This window comes from Bradyrhizobium sp. SZCCHNS1050 (assembly GCF_032484785.1).
Taxonomy (GTDB): Bacteria; Pseudomonadota; Alphaproteobacteria; order Rhizobiales; family Xanthobacteraceae; genus Bradyrhizobium.
On the sequence record NZ_JAUETR010000002.1, the window covers coordinates 282,488 to 304,172 of the forward strand.

15 protein-coding genes are annotated in these 21,685 nt (G+C 65.2%); 4 read left to right on the forward strand and 11 right to left on the reverse strand.

Annotated elements, in window-relative coordinates; translation table 11 throughout:
* Nucleotides 1–180: 180 nt before the first annotated feature.
* From QX094_RS25690 to QX094_RS25700, 3 genes are all read right to left on the reverse strand, one after another.
* Nucleotides 181–2,310, reverse strand: a complete 2,130-nt coding sequence (locus QX094_RS25690) for an autotransporter strand-loop-strand O-heptosyltransferase (RefSeq protein WP_316186143.1) — start codon at nucleotides 2,308–2,310, stop codon at nucleotides 181–183.
* A 67-nt stretch (nucleotides 2,311–2,377) separates the two neighbouring features.
* On the reverse strand, nucleotides 2,378–4,333 hold the full coding sequence (locus QX094_RS25695) for an HlyD family type I secretion periplasmic adaptor subunit (RefSeq protein ID WP_315711799.1): 1,956 nt from the start codon (nucleotides 4,331–4,333) through the stop codon (nucleotides 2,378–2,380).
* A gap of 3 nt (nucleotides 4,334–4,336) precedes the next feature.
* Nucleotides 4,337–6,199, reverse strand: coding sequence for a type I secretion system permease/ATPase (locus QX094_RS25700; protein WP_315711800.1), 1,863 nt, complete (start codon nucleotides 6,197–6,199; stop codon nucleotides 4,337–4,339).
* A gap of 776 nt (nucleotides 6,200–6,975) precedes the next feature.
* Between QX094_RS25700 and QX094_RS25705 the strand changes: the two genes are divergently transcribed.
* Genes QX094_RS25705 through QX094_RS25715 form a run of 3 tightly spaced genes read left to right on the forward strand, consistent with a single transcriptional unit; the run spans nucleotide 6,976 to nucleotide 10,120 of the window.
* Nucleotides 6,976–7,158: a hypothetical protein gene (locus tag QX094_RS25705; protein ID WP_315711801.1), complete on the forward strand. Its 183-nt coding sequence runs from the start codon at nucleotides 6,976–6,978 to the stop codon at nucleotides 7,156–7,158.
* Complete coding sequence (locus tag QX094_RS25710; protein WP_315711803.1) at nucleotides 7,155–9,086, forward strand: ethylbenzene dehydrogenase-related protein; 1,932 nt, start codon at nucleotides 7,155–7,157, stop codon at nucleotides 9,084–9,086. Before QX094_RS25705 ends, QX094_RS25710 begins: the two co-directional genes overlap by 4 nt.
* Entirely contained in the window at nucleotides 9,086–10,120 is a 1,035-nt protein-coding gene (locus QX094_RS25715) for a 2Fe-2S iron-sulfur cluster-binding protein (RefSeq protein ID WP_315711805.1), read from the forward strand. Before QX094_RS25710 ends, QX094_RS25715 begins: the two co-directional genes overlap by 1 nt.
* A 40-nt stretch (nucleotides 10,121–10,160) precedes the next feature.
* Here the strand turns inward: QX094_RS25715 and QX094_RS25720 are convergent, their stop codons facing one another.
* The gene (locus QX094_RS25720) at nucleotides 10,161–11,018 is read right to left on the reverse strand and encodes a VOC family protein (protein ID WP_315711806.1); all 858 of its coding nucleotides are present in this window, start codon (nucleotides 11,016–11,018) and stop codon (nucleotides 10,161–10,163) included.
* A gap of 150 nt (nucleotides 11,019–11,168) precedes the next feature.
* On the opposite strand from QX094_RS25720, the gene QX094_RS25725 reads away from it, so the two are divergent.
* Nucleotides 11,169–12,479 carry an FAD-binding oxidoreductase gene (locus QX094_RS25725; RefSeq protein ID WP_315827560.1) on the forward strand — a complete coding sequence of 437 codons (1,311 nt, stop codon included), beginning with the start codon at nucleotides 11,169–11,171 and terminating at the stop codon, nucleotides 12,477–12,479.
* Here the strand turns inward: QX094_RS25725 and QX094_RS25730 are convergent.
* The 7 genes from QX094_RS25730 to QX094_RS25760 form a co-directional block, all read right to left on the reverse strand.
* Nucleotides 12,476–14,104, reverse strand: coding sequence for an ABC transporter ATP-binding protein (locus QX094_RS25730; RefSeq protein WP_315827561.1), 1,629 nt, complete (start codon nucleotides 14,102–14,104; stop codon nucleotides 12,476–12,478). The genes QX094_RS25725 and QX094_RS25730 overlap by 4 nt on opposite strands.
* Entirely contained in the window at nucleotides 14,101–14,931 is an 831-nt protein-coding gene (locus QX094_RS25735; RefSeq protein WP_315711810.1) for an ABC transporter permease, read from the reverse strand. Before QX094_RS25735 ends, QX094_RS25730 begins: the two co-directional genes overlap by 4 nt.
* 2 nt (nucleotides 14,932–14,933) lie before the next feature.
* Nucleotides 14,934–15,911 (reverse strand): ABC transporter permease, encoded by a 978-nt coding sequence (locus QX094_RS25740; protein WP_315711812.1) that lies wholly within the window; start codon nucleotides 15,909–15,911, stop codon nucleotides 14,934–14,936.
* A gap of 24 nt (nucleotides 15,912–15,935) precedes the next feature.
* Nucleotides 15,936–17,552 carry an ABC transporter substrate-binding protein gene (locus tag QX094_RS25745; protein ID WP_316186144.1) on the reverse strand — a complete coding sequence of 539 codons (1,617 nt, stop codon included), beginning with the start codon at nucleotides 17,550–17,552 and terminating at the stop codon, nucleotides 15,936–15,938.
* Between the two features lie 285 nt (nucleotides 17,553–17,837).
* Nucleotides 17,838–19,439, reverse strand: a complete 1,602-nt coding sequence (locus QX094_RS25750) for an ATP-binding protein (protein WP_316186145.1) — start codon at nucleotides 19,437–19,439, stop codon at nucleotides 17,838–17,840.
* Complete coding sequence (locus QX094_RS25755; protein WP_315711815.1) at nucleotides 19,436–20,137, reverse strand: response regulator transcription factor; 702 nt, start codon at nucleotides 20,135–20,137, stop codon at nucleotides 19,436–19,438. The genes QX094_RS25750 and QX094_RS25755 overlap by 4 nt, the downstream gene beginning before the upstream one ends.
* Before the next feature lie 23 nt (nucleotides 20,138–20,160).
* A complete protein-coding gene (locus tag QX094_RS25760) occupies nucleotides 20,161–21,639 on the reverse strand; it encodes a DUF4173 domain-containing protein (RefSeq protein WP_315711816.1) in 1,479 nt (492 codons plus the stop codon).
* Nucleotides 21,640–21,685 lie beyond the last annotated feature (46 nt).

Here is a 21,685-nt window from a genome sequence, read left to right on the forward strand (position 1 = left end):
GTGGCCGGTCTCCGGAGATCAGACGCAGGGTTGGTCTGATGCGCTCGAGGTTGCCCGGCGACACGGGCGCGCGGCATTGTCGCAGCGCGATCGCTGGAAAAACGCCACGATGGATCGTCTGTCCGGGGGAGTGAGAGGCGAAGGCGCCTGGGCGTATCGGCCGACCTCGCCGTGCGCCGTTCAGGACGGCGGCGCGGCCTGACGCTGTGCCAGGAGCGCAGTCCTGATCTTCTGCAGCAGTGTAGTGTAGAGCTGATTCCAGGCCGGGTCATTCTGCCCGTTCGCGTCCAGCCCTTGCTTGGTCAGGCCCAGGCTGATCCGGTAGACGGCGAGCGCGCCGTCGATGTTGCCGAGTGGAATGAAGGCATCGCCCAGACTCTGGTAGGAATTTGCAAGCGCCTGCTGCAGCGACGGATCGTTGGCGACCGTGTTGGCGAGGTGGGTGATCAGCGCGGTATTGGCGCGACGCTGCTCGAAGGCTTCGGCATGGCGGCCCTGGGCGGCGAGCACGTCCGCCAGCAGAGCGTGGCACCAGGCGAGGTCGCGCTCAAAGCTGAGATTGCCGCGGTGAGCTGCGGTCAGCTTCCGGATGATGGCGAGGCTGGCGGAATAGGCGGCATGCGCAGCCTCGAGGTTTCGCTGAACGAACAACACGGCGCCAATGCGGTTCAAGGCGACCGAGAGGTTGCGTTGAAACCCGGCGTCGTCCGGATTGGCTACGGTCAGGTACCTGACGATGGCGATGCTCTGCTTGTAGTTCTGCAGCGCGCCCATGAGATCGCTCGCGGTGGCTGCGCGATCGCCTTCCGCGATGCCGGCGGCAGCCTGATCCAGCAGCCTGCCGGCGGCGACCGTGACGCCGACTGCAAGGCCCCCGCGGGCAACGTCGCCGCACGGTTGCGCCAGCAGTGCTGCGAGCGCGACCGGTTCGTCGCTCTCCACGGATTCCGGCGCCGACTCTGCCCTCGAGGTTCGATGCCGATCAAAGGGCGCAGGCGCCGCCTGCTGCTGAGAGGTGCGCGGTTGCGGATGCAATCCCTGTCCGAAGCCGGGAATTCGGCGCAACATGCCCTCGACCTGCGCGGCCGTGATCAGGCGCGTGCACTCGAACTGTCGGGACGTGCCCTGCCATCGCGGGCACCACAGAAAGTCCTCATGGTCGAAGCGATGACTGGCATCATTCCAGCAACTGTTGCAGGCGTGATGGTTGATGACCCGATAGGGGGTCGCAAACTCGTTGGTGGGGTGGGTGAAGCCGCTGATCAGCACGACCGGAGTGCCGACCGCCCAGGCCAGCCATGACAACCCCGAGGAAAGGCCGATGAAGAACGCGGCGTGCTTGAGCCAGCGGGCGCGCTCGGGCAGCGGCCGGTCGCCGGTCTGATCCTCGGCTGCGGCGGGAATTTGCGTCCGGTAGGCGCCGTGGCTGCGCTCCGCGGTCTGATCGATGCAGATCACGCGATAGCCGGTCTCGCGGAGGAAGGCCACGATGCTCTGCCAGCCCTCAGGATTGTTCCAGTGCTTGCACGCGGTCGTTGCTTGCATGGCGATGCAGACATAGGGGTCCTCGATGGGACGGCTGTCTTCGCTCAACGCGACGCGAGGTGGACGCTCGGCCGGATCCACGCCGAGAATGTGAGCTGCGGTCCGATGCAGGCCGACCTGCCTGAAATCATAGGGCTGATGGACCAGCTCGGCATCGTCGAAGAACAGCCCGACCGAGTAGGTTGCGTAGTATCGCTCCGGCTGGACCGTCTCGTGGCTGAGGAATGCGATGTCAGGGTAGGCGTCGCGGAACAGCGGGATCAGCGGCTCGCCCATCGCACAGCTCAGGCGGCACCGATGCAGGTCCTTGAACTTCACTGCATAGCTCATCCAGCCGATGATGTCGCCGATCGTGCCGACCGGGAATTGGATCAGGACGTCGCGGTCGGTGGCGTCATAGTCGTGGCACAGCAGCAGCTCGGGCCCTGACCACACTTCGAGCCTGAACGGGACAAAGTAGCGTTTGCTGCTGTTGACGTGCCCAGAACGCAGGTCGATGTCGAACAGGACGTTGGCGGTCTCGAGATCGCTCAATCGGACGTGCCAGGCGTGTCCGGTGTCGGGCAGCATGACACGACAGCCGTCGTTGAAGTCGAAGCGCAGCCCCTGGGGACCCTCCTGGGTCGGCACGGCCGCTGGCGGCGGCAGTCGCGGCTTTCGTGCGTGATCAGACGCCTCGGTGCGGGCGCCGGGCTGGGCGGACGGTAACGCACTTGCCGGCACCATCGCCGGGTCTGAGGTGCGGGGAAAATTTGCAACGTTCATGTCGAGGTGCCGACGCGGTCTGCGTTCATTCGTGAGCGATGACGCCGACCGCGGCCGTTCGGTCTTGTTACTCCACGAAGGCGCGGCGCCACTGATCGAGAACCGGCTTCATCAGATAGCTGAGCATCGTCCGGCTGCCGGTTTGAACGTAGACTTCGGCCTGCATGCCGGGCATCAGGTTGACGTTGCCGAGCCGCTTGCGCTCCTCGTCGGACAGCGTGATCCTGACCGTGTAGAAGGTGGAGCCGGTTCGCGGGTCATTGGTGATATCAGGCGACACGAACGAGACCTGGCCGCTCAATTTCGGCGTGGTGCGCTGGTTGAAGGCGTTGAAGTGGACCATCGCATCCTGCCCGGTGTGAACGTGATCGATATCCTTGGGCTGGACGTGCCCTTCGACCTGCAGTTCGTCCGAATCGGGGACCAGCTCCATGACGGTCTCACCCGGCTTGATGACGCCGCCGATGGTGTGGATCGCGAGCTGGTGGATGGTGCCGGAGTTCGGCGCGCGCATCTCGATGCGATCGAGCTGGTCGCGCGCGGCGACGCCCTTCTCGACCAGATCGCCTTCCTTGGCCTGGGACTCGCTGAGGTCCTTGACCACCTCACTGCGGAAATCCTGATCGATCTTGACGGTCTGGAGCTCGGCTTCGCTGATCTTGGACCTCGTCTCCGCCACGCTGGACACCAGCTGGCCGCGTTCACCGTCGATCCGAGCGGCTTCCCGCTGCAGCGTGGTCAGTCGCGTCAGCGGAACGAGCCGCTTGTCATAGAGCTCCTGCACGCCGGCCAACTCGCCCTTGATCAGCTCGATCTGCTTGTTCTTGGATTCGAGCTGAGACTCCATGCCGCTGATTTCGTTGTTCAGCTGGACGATGCGGCCCTGCAGCAGCTCTTTCTGGCTCTTGCGGGTCGTGGCACGGGCCTTGAACAGCGCGTTCTCCGACGCGATCACGGTGCGGACGTTCGGATCGTCCTGACGTGAGGTCAGAGTGGACGGATAGTCCGGCTGATCGAGACCGTCACGCTCGGCCGAGAGCCGCGCAATCTTGGCGCGCTGCTCGTTCAATTGCTTGGTGATCGCCTGGAGCTGGGCCTGGCTCTGCGTAGCGTCGAGCCGCACGAGCAGATCGCCCGCCGCGACGCGCTTGCCGTTGTCGACCTTGATTTCCGCGACAATGCCGCCGGTCGGATGCTGAATGGCCTTCACGTTGGATTGCACCACGAGATTGCCGGGAACCACGATCGCGCCGGCGAGCGGCACGAGGGTCAGCCAGCCGCCGCCGAGAACGCCGGCGACAAGCAGCACCCGCAAGCCGAGACGCAACTCGTTCTCGAACATGCGGCTGACGCGCGGCACCAGCGATTCGTCCGAACCGTCGTCGAGATCGGCCGCCGTTCCTTGCGTCGCAATGAAGGTCATGCCGGTGGTCAAGGCCGTACCGGCGGTACCGACCAGGCGGCCGACACGGGTTTGCGGAACGGCAGGCGCATGCGCCAGACGGGCGGGAAGGTTCTGCTGCCCGACCGCGCGCGGCGCGCCGACGCCGAAATTGCCGTCGCGTCGTGCATCCTGCAGGTCGAGCAGGGGCGCCGAATTGCTGCCCGCCATGCGCGCGGGCGGATGGCGCGGCGGCGGCGACAGCTCCGGCTCGTTGCCGCGCATCGGTGCGGGCTGCTGCCAGTCCATCTCGCGGATGCCTTCACCCCGGCGTGTCCGGGGCGCCTGGGCGCCGAGACCGAACAGCGACAGCGACGCACCGAGGGCGCGGCCCATGGTGCTGCCCTTCTTCTTCGAACGCGGCTTTGGCCTGCCTGGCGACGGTGGCGGACGCCGTCGCTTCTTGCCGCCGTCCCGTGTGCCGTGGCGCTGCCGCGGGTCCTCGTCGGAGCCGTCGTCGAATGCGCCCTGCAGCCGCTGCAGCTCGAGAATCAATGCATCGCCCTGCGGACCGACCGCGCGAGTCTTCGGTCGCACATAATCGTCGTCGTCGAACGGCCTGAAGTCGTTGATGTGTTTCATTGATCAAGCGCTTTCTGCTGGGGCGGCGCGACGAAGCGAGCGGGCGTTCGGATTTGGCGCCGCTGCGGGAGCAGCAACCCTGGGCGGAGCGGGGGCATGCGCGACGGCGGGTCCCGCGGCCTTGTTGGCTCCGGCGACGCGGGCAAAGATCTCCTGGCAGGGACCGAATGCGATCGCCTTGCCCTCGTACAGCACCAGCGCCATGTTGAGCGCATTCAGCGCGCTGGGACGGTGCGAAATCACGATCACGATGCTCTGGTTCTGCTGCCGCATGATCTGAATGGCGCGGCTGAGCGCGTTCTCGCCGTCGGTGTCCAGATTGGCATTCGGCTCGTCGAGGACGATGAGAAAGGGATCGCCATACACCGCGCGGGCCAGACCCACGCGCTGCCGCTGACCGGCCGACAGCGACATGCCGCCTTGGCCGATTCGCGTCGAATAGCCTTCCGGCAGCCGCAGGATGATGTCGTGCACGCCGGCGATCTGCGCCGCCTTCAGAATCGCATCCGAGCTCGCATTCTCGTCGAAGCGGCAGATGTTGTCGGCGATGCTGCCGTCGAACAGGGCAACGTCCTGCGGCAGGTAGCCGATGTGGCGGCCGAGATCCTCGTTGCTCCATTGGTCGAGCGCTGCGCCGTCGAGGCGGACGGATCCATGCTGTGCAGGCCAGATGCCGACCAGCGCCTTCGAGAGCGAGGTCTTGCCGGAGGCACTCGCGCCGAGCAGTGCCAGACCCGTGCCTGCCTTGATCGAGAACGACACGTTTTGAACAATCGGCCGATCGGTGCCCGGCGCGGTGACCGTCAGCTCCTGTACGGTCAGCTCGCGGAACGGGCGGGGCAACGCGACCGGCGGCGCTTCCGGCCTGGCGGTGGCCTTGCAGATATCGCGCAGACGCGCGATGCCCTGGCGCGCGGCGACCAGCTGTTTCCAGCTGCCAAGTGCGATCTCGATCGGGGCGAGCGCGCGGCCCATCAGGATCGACGAGGCCATCATCACGCCGCCGGAGGCCTGCTCGGAGACGACGAGCGCCGCGCCGATGCCGAGCATGCCCGACTGCAGGATGAAGCGCAGCACTTTCGCGGCGGCTCCGAGATTGGCGTAGACATCGCTCGCGCGAATGTTGTCCTTCAGATAGCGCTCGTTGACGGCGTTCCAGCGTGCCGAGAAGCGATCCAGCATTCCGAGCGCGCGAATCACCTCGGCATTGCGCTGGGTGGCGTCGGCGAGAACCTGCCGCGCGGCGCTCGTATCGCTGGCGGATTTGCTCGCCTGACGCGACAACCGGTCGGTCACCAGCGTCATCGAGATGATTCCGGCCGTGCCGATGACGGCCGTGATGCCGATCAGCGGATGAAACAGAAACATGCCGATCAGGAAGATCGGTATCCATGGCATGTCGAGAAAGGCGGTTGGTCCCATGCTCGACATAAAGGCGCGCAGCTGGTCGAGATCGCGCAGCGGCTGCTGCATCAGCATCGGCTTGGTGCCGCGCAGGGGCAGGGTGGCCAGAGCGTGATGAATCGCGTCCTGCAAGCTCGCGTCGAACACGGTCGCCACCCGGCACAGCATGCGGGTGCGCAACGCGTCGAAATAACCCTGAATCAGATAGACGGCTAGAATCATCACCGACAGGCCGACGAGCGTGGCGAGATTCTTGCTCGGAACGACGCGATCATTGACCTGCATCATATAAACCGAGCCCGAGAGCATCAGGATGTTGATGACGCCGCTGAACACGCCGATGCCGGCCATGCGTTTGACAGCCTGGCGCAACCCGCGCGTCACCGGATCGTCGCTTCCCGAGAGAAGGTCGTTGAGGGCAGCCGCGGCTTTCGTTCTCGGGCGGTCTTGAGCCAGACTCATCCAGGCGCGTCTCCCAAACACAGTGCTTCACTCCGCGCTATTGACAGTCGATACCGACGATTTTCCGGCAACAATTGGACAAGTGGGCAATTCCGTCGCAGCGTCGCGGGCAAACGACCGGCACGAGGCGCGATGCGCCGGGGCGGCTCTGAAAAAGTGTGGCATCGTTCAGCGCGATCGGGTCCGTGCGAAATCCGTCCGCGATCGTCGATAGTTGCAGCGTGATAGCAGCCATCGGCACGCGACGCGTGTCACACATTCGTCCGTCTATCACCTTGGTTCCGTACTCATTGGTCGCGGTCCGGGCCGAATGACGCCACGAAGCCGAATAAATCTTCCTGCGGTGCAACGCACAGGCGTTGTCATCTCGATCATGCGGTATTCGATGATGGTGCGGAGAACGATCATGATGGCGGCGGCAACACAAGGACATGCGGCTCCGCGCACCAATCCAAGACGTGCAATCAGCTCAGCCGGGCATGGCGACCGACGATGTGTTCTATCATCGAACGTGCGGCCGCTGTGGAACCGGTGACCCGCCAAGCATCGGGCGCACGAGATCAACATCAACTCCAGGGAGGACGAAGCAGATCAGTCCGCGTGCGATCCGAGCAACTCGTCACCGGCTCGGGCCACGGCAGCTGATCAACCATAGGCGTGATCCAACCGATCACGCTCAAGCGTAGCGGGGCAACGATTGGGTGCAGAACGGCGCCGTAACGCCGAAGTCGGACGAAGTTGCTCACTTAGTAAAGCGTATCCGGGGGACGACAAAGTTGCTGGACGACATCACCATCGAGACGCGTGATGCGGGAATGGATTCGGGTCGAGGGGCGGCCCGCAGGGTTGAATACTTGATCATCCTGCGCCGGATCGGTCCGCTGAGACGAAATACGGTCGCCAGGTCGGCGGTGAATCGCGCCGATCGCGTGCGCGCAGCTCTGGAGGCGCACGCATGAAGATCCGCAAGACCGACTATGGAACGATCATCCTGCACTGGACCCTGGTTGGGGCCACGGTGATCGCGTTCCTGACGGGGCTTCGCATGGCGACCGAAGCGCCTGGACACGCATGGATCGCCAACAATCTCGATTGGCTGCTGCCCCGGCACCGGACCTGGACCTGGCACATGCCGGCTGGGGTCGTGCTCGCGAGCGTCGCCGTCGCCTACATGATCTATATCTCGAAGTCAGGGCTCGGCCGTCGCGTCACCATCGACAAGATGCGCTTCAAGGGCTTGCTCGGCCGCCGGCCGGCGCGGCTGGGCTCGATCAGCGTGATGCTGCATTGGGTGCTTTTCATCTCCATGGCGATCCTGATCGTCACCGGAGGCATGCTCTTCTTCGGCGTAGCCTCCGGCTACGTCACCATGATGATCCACTGGTACGCGACCTGGGTGATCCCGGCCTTCGTGGTGCTGCACGTCCTGGTTCACTTCAGCATCGGCGGAAAGATGCAGCTCTATCGCGTGTTCCGGCCGGCGCCCTTGCCGCCGCCGCCGCCAAAGCTCGATCCCGTCGAACTCCTCACGATGCTGGTCGAGCAGTCGGAAAAGCTGGAGGAAGCGGAGGCGCCTCCGAGGAGGCCGGCGCCAGCTGCGCGGCCTGCAGCGCGTGAGCCGATGCCGGCGCCGCGGCGCATGGAGGAGCCGATGCGGGCCCGGTCCGAGCCGCGTGTGCCGCCGGGTCGCATGCGTCCGCCGCCGACACCTGCCAAGGGCAATTCCCGCCGCCGCAATCCGAGCTTCCAATCCAACCCGTTCATGGTCGCGATCGCCGCAGCCATCGTGATCGGTTCGGCGATGTTCGCCGCCGACTACTACGCCGAGGACACCGTCACGGTGTATCGAATCGCGACATCGGATGCGCCGACGCTTGACGGCGATTCGTCGGATCGTGTCTGGCGCAACATCCAGCCGCACATGGTGACGACCAACCAGGGCGACAATTTCGACGGTACCGGCGAATCGCGCGTCTGGATCAAGGCGGCGCATGACGGCACGTGGGTCTACTTCCTCGTCATCTGGGAGGATCCGACGCGATCGTTGAAGCAGCTGCCGCTGATCAAGAAGGCGGATGGCTGGCATCTCCTGCAGAATGGATTCGACAAGGGCGACGAGAACGATTTCAACGAGGACAAGTTCTCGCTGTTGTTCACGACGCTGCCGATCACCTTGGCCGCGGACCGAACGTTTCACATGAGCTCGCAGCCGATGCCGGACAAGCCGCCGACGCTGTCGGGTCGCGGCATCCACTACACGCCGGCGCCGAATCTCTATGCCGACGCCTGGCTGTGGAAGGCGACGAGCGGCGGCCCGACCGGATGGATGGACGATGATCATTTCGGTCCGCCTGCGGAGCCGACACCGGATCAGGTCAAGGGACTCACGCCCTACAAGGGCGGGTTTGCACCGGATCCGGGGACTGCGAACTATTCGGACAATTTCGTGATCGACAGGGAGGCCGCAAGACTGGGAAATCGGGGCGTGAGACCGAAGCGCCTGCCGAAGGACGTCGCCGCGATGACCGCGGCGATGGGCGAGATCAATCTCGATCCCAACATCGGCGAGAGTGAAGGCTCACGCTGGTTCATGACAGAGGCCGAATCGGTGCCCTATTCGGCCGAGGCGGATGCCCAGACGCCGATCGGGACCGTGGTGCCCGGTGTTCTCGTCAGCGGCGAGTTCACCGGTGATCGCGCGGACATCCGTTGCGCTGCGCGTTGGGCCGCGGGCCACTGGACGCTCGAAATTGCCCGCAAAATGGACACGAAAAGCAAGTACGACGTTCCGATCAAGAATGGCGTGTTCATGCGTGTCGCAGCGTTCGACCATACCCAGATCAGACATACCAGGCAGATCCGGCCGATGCGACTTGAGGTGCAGTAATGGGTAAGATTTGCAAGATCCAGTACAACAGGGAAACGTTCTACGCGAATGTGGGCGATATCCTGCTCGACGGCGCCATCAACAGTGGCGTGGATCTGCCCCATGACTGCCGCAGCGGAATCTGCGGCTCCTGCAAAGTGACGGTCATCGACGGCAAGCTGTTCGGCGGCATGGAAGGCGACATGGCGCATGCGTGCCAGGCGCGTGTCGTGTCCGACCTCAAGATCATCACGGAGCCCGTGCCGGATACGGTGACGATGAACTGCGAGGTGGGCGATCTCGTGCGGCTCGCGCCCGACGTCGTCGGTGTCACCCTCGAGATGCCGAAGCCGCTGCGATTCTTCCCCGGACAATACGCCAAGGTCCAGTACCGCGGTTTTCCGACACGCTGCTACAGCCCGACCTATCCGATGGTCGGCGCGCCCGATAGCCATCTGCTGTATCTGCACATCCGCATCCTGAAGGATGGCCTGGTGTCCTCGGCGCTCGGCCGTGACATCCAGGTCGGACATCGCGTCAAGCTGACGGCGCCGCTCGGCACCGCGTTCTTCCGTCAGAAGCATCGCGGCCGGATCATCCTGGTGGCGAGCGGCACCGGCTTCGCGCCGATGTGGGCGATCGCGGTCGCCGCCATCACGGAGAATCCGAAGCGCGAGATCGTCTTCATCGTCGTGTCACGCACCTTGCAGTCGTTCTACATGCATCAGGCGCTGTGCCGCTTGGCGCGCTTCCCGAACGTGAAGATCATCCCGATCGTGTCGGAGCCGCAGAACGTCTCGCCGGCGATTCGCAGCGGCCGGCCGACCGAACACATGCCGGAGCTCACGCCGAACGACGTCGTCTACACCTGCGGCGCGCCGGCTATGACGGAGGCGGTCGCGAAGATGTCGCGCGCGGCCGGAGCGAAGTGTCATTGCGATCCGTTCGTCTCGTCGGCGCAGCCCTCCGAGTCGAGCGGCGGACTCATGGATCGGCTGGTCGGGTGGCTCGACAGCCAGCGAGGCCGGCCGGCCATGTTCCAGCCGGCGGAATGAGATCGTTGCGGCCGCGACGCGCGCGGCCGCAGTCCGGCGCTCAGCCGGCCATGAACGCGAGCAGAGTGCCGGTGGCCGACGCGGGCGGAACGATCAGGCTCGCGCCACTGCGCACCGCTGCCGCGCCCAGAGCCTTTTCGGTGGCGGTCAGATCGTGTGAGGCCAGCACCAGGCCTGCGCCGCCTCGCTCCGGCAGGCCGGCAAGCGACACACCCGGATAGCGCGCTGCGAGCTGGTCCCTGGTCAGGAATACGAAATCGGCGCGGTCACCGCCCGAGGTGACGGTCACGGCGCCGTCGGCTTCGTCCCGGCCGTCGCGATCGATCAGGCGCGACAGGTGAGCCGCGTCCTTGGCCGGATCCGGCGTCACGATCAGCGCCTGCTTCAGTTGCTTGGCGGCGTTGGCATGGCGCATCAGTTCCGGGATCCACACCGTTTCGCGCGTCTTGTGCTGGCAGGCGAAGATGCGCAGGCCGCCCGGAGCCTCCGCGACGGGCCATTGAAACACGCGGAATTTCGCTGCCGAGATGCTGCCGTCGGGCAGGGGCACCGGACGCTCGAAGTCGATGGGACCAATCGGCTCAAAACCTTTCGCGCGGATTTCCTCGGCGCCGGCCGCGGAATCGATCGCCGTGAAGGCGATGCGCTCGATGCCTTCGCCGCGCTGGGCAAGGAAATTGCGGGTTGGAACGTTGTGATCGGTCTCGGCGAGGATGCCGAGCAACTCGATGTAGTCAGGATCGAGCATGATGGTGTAGTTGCCGGATCCCATCTTGGCACTGTGCGTGCCGCGCGGAGACAGCGTAAAACCCAGCCGCTTCCAGGTCTCCGCCGCGGCGTCGAGATCCTTCACCACGACGACCGCGTGATCGATACCGATGACATTCTTGAGGGCCACGCGTTTGTCTCCTTGCAGCGAACTTGGCATATTGGTGGCCGAACTATGCCCAATCGACCCATGCGCCGCAACCGGCGCTGCGGGGCGCTGGGCGCAAGGCAAGATCGATCTCCGGCAGGGCGGTCGACCAGCAAGGATGAGCTGTCCGCGATGAGCACCACCACAGATTCCGTTCAATGGCCGCCATCCCTTTGGGCGGCGCAGACCCCGGCTGGACCCGACCTGTCCGAGCTTCAGGGCAGTGTGCAGGCCGACGTGGTCATCATCGGCGGCGGCTTCACGGGGCTGTCGACGGCGCTGCATCTGCGCGAAGCTGGGACGGACGTCGCCATCGTCGAGGCGATGGAGCCCGGCTGGGGCGCATCCGGCCGGAACAACGGTCAGGTCATTCCGACGCTGTCACGTCCCGATCCGGACGACCTCGTCGCGCGTCATGGCGCCGCGGGCGAGCGCTTCGTGGCGATGTTGCGCGACAGCGCGTCCAATCTGTTCGATACCGTGAGACGGTACAACATCGACGCCGAGCATGAACAGGCCGGCTGGGTCCAGCCGGTGCATACGCCCGGCCGCATCAAGATCGCCGAGCGCAGGTTCAAGCAGTGGTCGAAGTTCGGTGCGCCGGTCGAGCTGCTGTCGCGCGATCAGGCGCGAGACATGCTCGGCTCGGACGCCTGGCATGGCGGCTTCTGGAACAAGACCGGCGGCCACATCAATCCGCTCGCGCTGGCGCGTGGCTTGGCGCGGACGGTGCTGAGCCTGGGCGGCCGGATCTATGCGCGCTCACCGGTCATCGACTTCGCCCGGCGGGGGGATCGCTGGATCGTGCGCACCGCACGGGGGGAGCTGTCGGCGCGCGCGCTGGTGCTGGCGAGCAATGCCTATAGCGGCGAGTTCTCCAAGGCGCTCGCACCGGATATCGCGCACGAGGTGATGCCCGTGCTGTCGTGGCAGATGGCGACGCAGCCGCTGTCGGACAATGTCCGCAAGACCGTCATCCCGGCGCGGCAGGCGATGTCCGATACCCATGGCGAACTCTATTTTGCGCGCTACGACGCCCGCAACCGACTGGTCACCGGCGGCGCCGTGATCGGCCCCGGCAACAAGGCCGAGCGGCTGAAGGCGCGGGTCGCCGAACGCCTGCAGCGCCTGTGGCCGCAGATCGGCGAGGTCAGGTTCGACTATGTCTGGAACGGCTATGTCGGCATGACCACGGACTACATGCCGCGGATTCATCGCCTCGGTCCTGATGCCTATGGCTGGACCGGCTGCAACGGCCGCGCGGTCGCGCTCACGATCCCCCTCGGTGCGGAGCTTGCGAAAGCGGTGCGCGGCGTGTCGGCGAACGAGCTGGCGCTGCCGTTCACGGAACCGGTCACCATTCCCGCGCACGCCCTGCTGCGTCCGTTCGCGCCGCTGATGCTGCTCTTGTACCGATATCGCGACGCGCGTGAGATCGGCTAAGACGTGGGATGTTCGATCCGGGCGAAGTCGCCGCCCGGAATGGCCTCGAGCAGAGCCTGCGTATACGGATGCTGCGGGTTGCCGAACACGTCGTGCGTGGGTCCATGCTCGACGACCACGCCGTCCTTCATGACCGCGACCAGATCGCAGATCTGGGCTGCGACGCGCAGGTCGTGCGTGATGAAGATGATCGACAGGTCGAGGCGCTCGCGCAGGCTGATCAGCAGCTTCAACACCTGCGCCTGAACGGAGACGTCGAGCGCGGACACCGGTTCGTCCGCGACCAGCACCTTGGGCTTCAGTGCCAGCGCGCGCGCCAGCCCGATGCGCTGACGCTGACCTCCGGAGAACTCATGCGGGAAGCGATCGGCGGCCGACGGGTCGAGCCCCACCAGGCTGAACAGCTCGCGCGCCTCCGTCAGCGCCTGCTCTCGCGAGGTGCCGTGCACGATAGGTCCCTGCGCCACCAGATCGACCGCCTTGCGCCGCGGGTTCAGCGAGGCGAACGGGTCCTGAAACACCATCTGCATCTGCTGGGTCCGGTTTCTGACCTCGCTGCGAGAGAGGCGCGCCCAGTCCTCACCGTCGAGCAGGATCGTTCCTGCGTCGGGATCGATCAGGCGAATGATGCAGCGGGCGAGAGTGGATTTGCCGGAGCCCGACTCGCCGACGATGCCGAGCGTCGCGCCCTTTGGCAGCGCGAGCGAGACGTCCCTGACCGCATGGGTGACGCGCTCGCCGCGGCCGAGGAAGCCGCCGGTGCGATATGTCTTCGAGACACCGGAGATGGTGAGGATCATCCGGTCCGACAGCTTGCGTGCCGGGGGCGCTGCTACCGGCGGTACCGCGGCGATCAGTTGCCTGGTGTAGTCATGCTGCGGCCGTTGTAGGACATCCGCCGCCGCGCCCTGTTCGACGACGCTGCCATGTTGCATCACGACGACGCGGTCGGCGATCTCGGCGACGACCCCGAAATCATGCGTGATGAACAGCACCGCAGTCTTGCGCCTCTGCTGCAGCTCGCGGATGAGCTTGAGGATCTGGGCCTGCGTCGTGACGTCGAGCGCCGTCGTCGGCTCGTCGGCGATCAGCAGCTTCGGATCGAGCGCCAAGGCCATGGCGATCATTGCGCGCTGGCGTTGTCCGCCGGACAACTCGTGCGGATAGGCCTTCGCCGCGCGCGGCGGATCGGGAATGTTGACGTCCGAGAGCAGCGACAGCACGCGCGATTTGATCTCGACTTTCGACAGATCGGTATGGATGTCCAGGACCTCGCCGATCTGGTCGCCGATCGTGCGCAATGGATTGAGCGCGGTCATCGGCTCCTGGAACACCATCGCGATTTCGGCGCCGCGGATGCGGCGCATCTCGGCCGCCGTGGCGGTGCAGAGGTCGTGGCCGGCAAACAGGATGCGGCCGCCGTCGGTGGTCACGCCGTCCGGCAGCAGCCGCATGATCGTGTTGGCCATCATCGACTTGCCGGAGCCGGACTCGCCGACGATGCAGACGATCTCGTTTTCGGCGATCGAAAGCGAGACCTCCGAGATCGCATGCATGCGGTCGGCGCCTTTCGGCAGACGTACGCTGAGGCGGTCGACGGTCAGAACGGGCTTGGCTGGACTCATCGCTGCTTCAGCCGGGGGTTCAGTGCATCGTTGAGGCCCTGGCCGACCAGCGACACCGCAAGCACGGTGATGAGGATGGCAACACCGGGGATCGCCGATACGTACCACTGCACGCGCAGCACATCGCGTCCCAGGCCGATCAGATTGCCCCAGGAGGCGACGTTGGCGTCGGACAGCCGCAGGAAGGCGAGTGCACTCTCCAGAAGGATCGCAACCGCCATCACGACGCCGGCATAGACGATCACCGGCGGCAGCGCGTTGGGCAGGATCTCGCCCAGCATCAGCTGGGTGTCGCGCATGCCGAGAGTGCGGCCTGCCTGGACGAATTCGCGGCTGCGCAGCGAGAGGAACTCAGCCCGCGTCAACCGCGCCGGCGCCGGCCATGAGACGATGCCGACGGCGATCGTGACCGTCGTCAAGGTCGAGCCGAACACCGCGACCAGCACCAGCAGCAGCACGAAATTCGGCAGTGTCTGGAAGGCCTCGGTGATGCGCATCAGGATGTTGTCGACCCACCCGCCGTAGTAGCCGGCGAGCGCGCCGACCATGATTCCGATCGCCACGGCAATGAACGTGGCGACGCCGCCGATCAGGAGCGAGATGCGGGCGCCGTGAAAGATCTGGGCGGCGATATCGCGGCCGGAATTGTCGGTGCCGAGCAGGAACCGTGGATTGGCGAACGGCCAGATCAGCGGCCGGCCGGCGAGGGCGAGCGGATCGCGCGGATACAGATAGCCGGCGCTGATCGCCATGCCTACGACGATCAGTAGCAGGATCAGGCCCAGCACCGCAGCCGGACTGCGAAAGTAGCGCTTCGCGGCGTCCATGTTCAGCCCTCCGCCGTGATGCGCGGATCGAGCCGCGCGTAGAGCAGGTCGGTGACGAAGTTGACCAGGATCACCAGCAGCGCGGAGACGAAGACGATTCCGAGCAGCGTGTTGAGATCGCGCTGGACCACCGATTCATAGGCGAGGCGCCCAAGGCCGGGCAGCGAGAATACGGTCTCCACCACGACCGAGCCGCCGAGCATCGTTCCGGCCTGGAGTCCGATCAGCGTCACCATTGGCAGCAGCGCGTTGCGCAACACGTGGCGGGTGATGATGCGGGTTTCGTCGAGGCCCTTGGCACGCGCGGTGCGGACGAAATCGAGGTTCAGGACCTCGAGCATGGATGCGCGCATGATGCGCAGATAGATGGCCAGGAAGATCAGGCCGAGCGTCAGCGACGGCAGCACCAGATGGCTCGCAATGTCGAGCACGCGCCAGATCCCGGTGCTGACGGCGCCGATGTCCTCGAAGCCGCCCGCGGGCAGCCATTGCAGATAGATCGAGAACACCACGATGGCCATCAGGCCGAACCAGAACGAGGGCGTGGCGTAGAAGATCAGGCCGACCGTCGAGATCAGCGTATCCGGCCAGCGATTGACGCCGCGCGCCGCGATCACGCCGAACACGAGGCCGAAGAAGAACGCAAAGGAGAGAGCGGAGGTCATCAGCAGCAGGGTCGGCGGCAGCCGCTCCAGGATCACGGCGGCGACCGGCTTGCCGTAGATCGCGGAGAAGCCGAGATCGAGACGCACCAGCCGCCACAGGTAGTTGGCGAGCTGCATCGGGACCGACAGATCCAGCCCGTAGAAGCGGCGCAGCTCACGGGCGGTCGCCGCATCGCCGCCGCCCATCTGAGCCATCATCGCGTCGACCGTATCGCCCGGCGCGAGCTGCAGCAGGAGGAAGACGCCGATCAGGATCAGGAACAGGGTGGGGATCGAGGCGGCGAGCCGCCGCCCCGCAAGGCTCAAGATGCGCATGGCCTTATCCTGACGGATTCCGGCTCAGGCGGAAAGCCACAGATCGTGCCAGCTCGACGATCCCCAGCGCGGCGTGTTCGAGTGGTTGCGCGCCTTGGCCGTGATCACGGTGACGAAGATCTGCTCGATCGGCATCCACACCGGCAGCTCGGTATTGGCCTCGCGCACGAAATCTGCGTAGAGCGCCTTGCGCTTGGCCGGATCGACCTCGGTCGCCGCGTCATCGATGATCTTGTCGATCTTGGCATCGTCCCAACCCCACTGATTGGTCCACGGCGCGCCCTTGGGCTGACCGGAGCGATACCAGACCGTGGTCGAAACCGCGGGGTCGTTGCGGTACTGGTGCCAGCCGGTCGCGAGATCGAAGGCGTGCTCGTCATAGACCTGCTTGAGGAAGCCGCCGCCATCGTTGCGCACGATCTCAATCGCGATGCCGACCTCGCCCAGCGACTGCTGGAGGAAGGTCGCCCACAGCGAGATGTCCTCCCCCCATGGCGCGGGCAGCAGCCGCAGCGAGAAGCGGGTGCCGCCAGCGCCGGGCTTGTAGCCGGCCTCGTCCAGGAGCGCCGCCGACTTGGCCTTGTCGTAGGGATATTGCGGCGTATTGGCGCCGGGGTAGAAGTCGGTCGAGGTCGACGGGATCGGACCGGTGCCCAGCTTGGCGAAATCGCCGAGGAAGTTCTCGATGAAGAAGGGAACGTTGATCGCGTGTGCGATGGCGCGGCGGACCTTCACGTCCGCCAGCTCCTTGCGGCGGACGTTGAACTCGAGCGTATTGGTGCGCGCGTTGCCCTCATTGCCTTTGGTCGAGACGATGAAGCGCTTATCCTTGCCGAGCCGCGCCATGTCGGAGATGGTCAGGCCCGAGAACGGGCTGTAGTGCAGCTCGCCTGCCTCCATTTGCGCCGCCGCCGCCGCACGGTCAGTGATCACCTTCCACACGATGCGGTCGAGATAGGGCGCGTTCGGCCGCCAGTAGTCGGCATTGCGCTCGGCGATGATATACTGGCCGCGTTCGTACTTCACGAATTTGAACGGACCAGTGCCAATGGGGGCGAGGTTCGCGGGGTTCTGCCTGATGTCGCCGCTCTCGTAGATGTGCTTGGCCGAGACGTAGCCGAGATCGGGCAGGGCGCGCAGCAGCAGGTTGAGCGGCATCGGCCGCTCGTAGCGGAAGATCGCGGTTTGCGGATCTGGCGTGTCGACCGCAGTCAGGAACAACTGCAGGGTCGATCCGTAGTTCAGGATCTTCTTCCACATGTTCATCGCGGTGAAGGCAACGTCCTCCGACGTGAACGGCTTGCCGTCATGCCAGGTGATGCCCTTGCGCAGCTTGAAAGTGACGGTCTTGCCGTCCGGCGTCGCCTCCCAGCTCTCGGCAAGTACGCCGACCGGCTGGCCGTTGGCATCGAGGTCGACGAGGTTCTCCTGGATCTTGCCGCCGATGATGTAGACGCCGGTTGAAGCCTGGAGGCTCGGGTTGAGCTGGCGTTGCTCGGCGCCGTAGTGAACGTTGAACACGCCACCCTTGCGCGGCGTCTCCTGGGCGAAGGCGCGGAGTGGATTGACCACGTTCGCGGCGATGGCAGCGGAGGTCAGGAGGGCGGTCCGGCGGCTGATCTCGAAACGGCTCGAATTCATCAAGGTCTCCCGAAGGCCAAGCGGGACGCTGGCCGATGGCGCAATCGGCGCGAAGATTACGCGGATCGCGGGTCCAAGTCATTTGCGAATTGCCATGCAGTTCTGCGGCATTCTCGGCCGGCCCATGCAGCCGGCGGCACCGTGGCATACATTGCTCGTATACGAACGATTGGGAGAAGATATTCGCCGACAGGGACTTGACTGAGGTGGGGATTGCCGGCTGCCACGAACAACCGGAGGCAACTCTGACGCGGCGCCAATAGACTGCGCTATCTCAGATCGACGTCATGGGGCGCCTTCGATCGGCAGCCGCAGCTCGAACGCGACACCTTTGTCGCCCGGCCCCAGCGAGATCTCGGCGCCATGGCTTGCCATGATGGCGCGCACGATCGCCAGCCCCATGCCGGTACCGCCGCTGTCGCGCCGGGTCGTGAAGAAGGCATCGAAGATGCGGTCGCGGTTCTCCGGCGAGATCGGATCGCCGTCATTGCTGGCGATGACGATCAGCATCCCTTTGCTCTCCTCGGCCTCGAGGCGGATGCGCCGGGCGCCATGCCGGACGGCGTTGTCGACGAGATGCGTGAGCACGATCAGCACGGTCTCGTTCGGGAGCCTAGTGCTGCGCTCGACCGGGCCGGACGTCTCGATGACAGTCGAGGGGAAACGCACTCGCAGCGTGCCGACGGCCTCGGCTATGCTACCAGCCTCGACCGTCGACACCGTCTCCGCCCGTGCCAGCTCGCGCAAGCGTTGGGCCAGCGCCGCGAGGCGGTCGGCGTCGCCAAGGATGTTGGTGAGGAATTTCTCCTGCTCGGCGCGGGTCAGGGTCTCGGAAGGGCTGGCCAGGGAGTCGAGCAGCAGCTCGGCTGCGCCCTTGATCGAGGTCAGCGGCGATTTGAGCTCGTGCGTCAGATGCGCGGAAAAGCTCCTGATGTAGTTGGAGCGTTGCGCCAGTTGCTCGGCCATGGCGAAGAAGTGCTCGGCGAGCTCCGCGAAGTCGCGGGTGCCGTAATGGGCAAGCGGACGGAAACCCGCGGGATCGTTGCGTCCGATCCTGCCGGCGCGATCGACCAGCTCGCGCATCGGCCGTGTGATCGTGCGTGCCACGACGAGGCCGACCAGCAGCGTCGTGAGGACAATGGTGGAGCCGGCAGCGATGAACTTGCCGCGCTCCTGATAGAGATGCTCGAAGATGTTGCGGGGCGTGCGCGAGGTATAGATGACCCCGGCAACGTGATCGTCGACGATCACGGGCATGGCCGAGAACACATGGACGCCGACGCCGCGGCTGATCGAATAGATCGGTGGCGGGGCCTTGTCCGGAATGCGAATGCGGAGCGCGGCGCTGTAGCGTCCCTTCAGGGCGGCAGCCACCTCGTCGATATGAGCGAGTGATTTGCCCATCTCATCGCGGCCGGCGATCACGACCCCCTGGGGGTCGAGCACGCGATACCCGGCCAAGGTGACCTTCTGCGTCTCCCTGACGATCGGCAGCAGCCGCGTGCCGATCGCGACGTAGGCAGGATCCGCAGGATGGACCGCGTCGCGGGCGTCCGGGCGGCGGACGAAAAGATCGTTGGCCAGAAGATCGAGCAGGGGGCGAATGGGCGTCACCTCGTCGGACGCATCCGGACGTGACTCGGGCGGGACCTCGGCGCCGAGCGGAACGCCGGTGGCAAGGCGCGCGGAAACCTCCTCGGCGAAGACCGCCGCGAGGACACGGCTCTGCGCGATCAGTTCCGCCTGTGTCTGACGGATCAGCTGGTTGTCATAGATGCGAAAGAAGAACAGCCCGACGAGCGGCAAGGTGCCGACCAGCGCCAGCACGCCAAAGACGATCTGTCCCAGCGACGGCCGCCATTTTGCCTTGGGCTTGGGCGCGATCATGGGGTGCCGCAGCGGCCGAGCCGGAAGCCCACGCCATGGACCGTCTCGATCGCGTCCTCGCAATGCGCGGCTGCGAGCTTCGCTCTGATGTTGCGGATGTGGCTGTCGATCGTTCGGTCGGAGACCTGAATGTTGAGCTGATAGGCGGCGGCCATGATCTGCTCGCGGCTGAACACGACCGCAGGACGCGTCATCAGCGTGCGCAGGATGCTGAACTCCAGCGCGGTGAGCGTCAGCGGCATGTCATCGAAACGGGCCAGGTGCTGCTGCGGGTCGAGCCGGAGCCGGCCATGGACGAGCTTCTCCGGCTCGGCCGAGCGATCACCTCCGCCGTTCGCGACCCGGCGGAGAATGACGTTGACGCGGGCAACCAGCTCGCGCGGACTGAACGGCTTTGTCACGTAGTCGTCGCCGCCGATCTCGAGCCCGAGAATGCGGTCGATCTCCTCGTCGCGGGCCGACAGGAACAGGATCGGCACTTGCGAGGTCCGGCGAATGCGCCGGCAGACCTCGAGGCCGTCGAACTCCGGCATGCCGACGTCGAGCACGATCAGGTTCGGACGGTCTTCGGTGACGCTGGCCAGCGCGGCGCGGCCGTCGGCGGCTTCCTTCACCGCCATGCCGGCCTTGCTCAAGGCCACGCGCAGGACCTCGCGGATATGTGGGTCATCGTCGACGATGAGGATTCGGGGAGACACGAGCTCTACTCCGCGGCGAGGCATCAGCTTGGTTTCTGCGACACAGGATGTGTATCGAGATAGCGCTGCAGGCGCCAGCCGCGAAAACTCCAGGATCGCCAGGACGCCATGCTGCTTTCCTGTTGCTCAAGGAGCCGATCACGGTCGCTGGCCAGCCCTCGGTCCGTCGGTCGCAACAGCATCGCCCGCTCGATGGCCGGCAGTGCCTCGGGCCCGAGCCAGACGAGATAGGAGCCGTCGATGAGAGGGCCGCTCTGTCCTGCCTCACGACTATGGGAGACATTGAAGTCTGCGATCGGTCGGTCGAAATTGATCAGCGCACAGCCGTAGATGGTCGCCGAGAGCACCAGCAGGTTCATACGGATGAGCCATGCGTTGGACTTGTCGAGAGCGATCCTGAGCACGATGAGGATCAGGCCGATCGCAACCAGGATCATCCATATCAGGGCCGCGATTCGCCAATAGGTCAGAGCATAAGTCTCGATATACATGTGAAGCCGTTGAATCGAGGACACGACCAGCATCACGTTCTGAGCCACCCAGAGATAGACCAGCGGCCGGACCAGTCGCGACTCGTTTGCCGTGGTCTCGGAGCGGACGGCGACGATGACGAAGGCAGCCGCGAGCAGCGCCGTGACGATCAAGGGGTAGGCGCCTCGGTGCGCATAGGTCGCATAGGTCATGCCGTCCGGAAGCGCAGCATGTCCCCACAGATATGCGCCGTCGAGCGCCGTCTGGAGGGCAAACAGGATGTTGAACAGGATCAGCGCCCGGATCACGGTTTCAGGGCCGAGCACGGTCGTCAGGATTGACGGCTGATCGGGCTCGCTTTCGATCGGTGGGCTCGAGGTCTTGGTCCGCTCGCGCCAGCGAAGGTTGACGAATGGCCAGACCATGGACAACGTCACGAGCCAGAAGATCGCGTGCCCCATCGTGAGTTGGGAGGCGACGCGCTCGGGACTGAGGACGGCGAACCACCGCTCAATGACTGGATTGGCTGCTGCGAACAGAGCCAAGAACACGCAGCCGAGTGCCAGCGGGATGCTCCAGACAACGAGAGTTCGCGTGATCATGTTCGTGCGCAGCGTCACGATCGCATCAGGTATCAGTCGAAACGGCCCGATCAGGAGCAACTGCCGCGCGGCGGTCAGCGGAAGCCGGAAGCCGCGCGCGGATCGGTTGGTCGCCAGCGTGATAGCCGACAGCGTCGTGAGCAGCAGGACAGGAAAAGAAAGCAGGTTCAGCTCCTCGATGGCGGGAGCCAGGCCGGCAACGAAGAGAACTGCAGCTCCGACCAGACGGTTTCGATCGGTCTTGGCAAGATTGGCGAGAATGCTCGCTGCGGCGAGCGCGGCGAAAAACAGCGGGAATGCCAGGCCGATCGGCCGGCCGTTGTAGAGCAGCGTGTCGGCGAGGCCGACGAGGCCGGCAGTGATGGCGAATTTGAGCCACATGGAATCGGGCGCGACGGGCGCAGCCGTCGGCTCGGCGAGAGTCGTCATGGAGGAATCCTTGGTTTGGGTCATCGTTCGGGCCGGGAGGCACAAG

Excerpts from the sequence above, each read along its gene's own strand:
- QX094_RS25690 (WP_316186143.1), bottom strand. The coding sequence starts at position 2,310 with ATGAACGTTGCAAATTTTCCCCGCACCTCAGACCCGGCGATGGTGCCG.
- QX094_RS25695 (WP_315711799.1), bottom strand. The coding sequence starts at position 4,333 with ATGAAACACATCAACGACTTCAGGCCGTTCGACGACGACGATTATGTG.
- QX094_RS25700 (WP_315711800.1), bottom strand. The coding sequence starts at position 6,199 with ATGAGTCTGGCTCAAGACCGCCCGAGAACGAAAGCCGCGGCTGCCCTC.
- QX094_RS25710 (WP_315711803.1), top strand. The coding sequence starts at position 7,155 with ATGAAGATCCGCAAGACCGACTATGGAACGATCATCCTGCACTGGACC.
- QX094_RS25715 (WP_315711805.1), top strand. The coding sequence starts at position 9,086 with ATGGGTAAGATTTGCAAGATCCAGTACAACAGGGAAACGTTCTACGCG.
- QX094_RS25725 (WP_315827560.1), top strand. The coding sequence starts at position 11,169 with ATGAGCACCACCACAGATTCCGTTCAATGGCCGCCATCCCTTTGGGCG.
- QX094_RS25730 (WP_315827561.1), bottom strand. The coding sequence starts at position 14,104 with ATGAGTCCAGCCAAGCCCGTTCTGACCGTCGACCGCCTCAGCGTACGT.
- QX094_RS25735 (WP_315711810.1), bottom strand. The coding sequence starts at position 14,931 with ATGGACGCCGCGAAGCGCTACTTTCGCAGTCCGGCTGCGGTGCTGGGC.
- QX094_RS25740 (WP_315711812.1), bottom strand. The coding sequence starts at position 15,911 with ATGCGCATCTTGAGCCTTGCGGGGCGGCGGCTCGCCGCCTCGATCCCC.
- QX094_RS25745 (WP_316186144.1), bottom strand. The coding sequence starts at position 17,552 with ATGAATTCGAGCCGTTTCGAGATCAGCCGCCGGACCGCCCTCCTGACC.
- QX094_RS25750 (WP_316186145.1), bottom strand. The coding sequence starts at position 19,439 with ATGATCGCGCCCAAGCCCAAGGCAAAATGGCGGCCGTCGCTGGGACAG.
- QX094_RS25760 (WP_315711816.1), bottom strand. The coding sequence starts at position 21,639 with ATGACGACTCTCGCCGAGCCGACGGCTGCGCCCGTCGCGCCCGATTCC.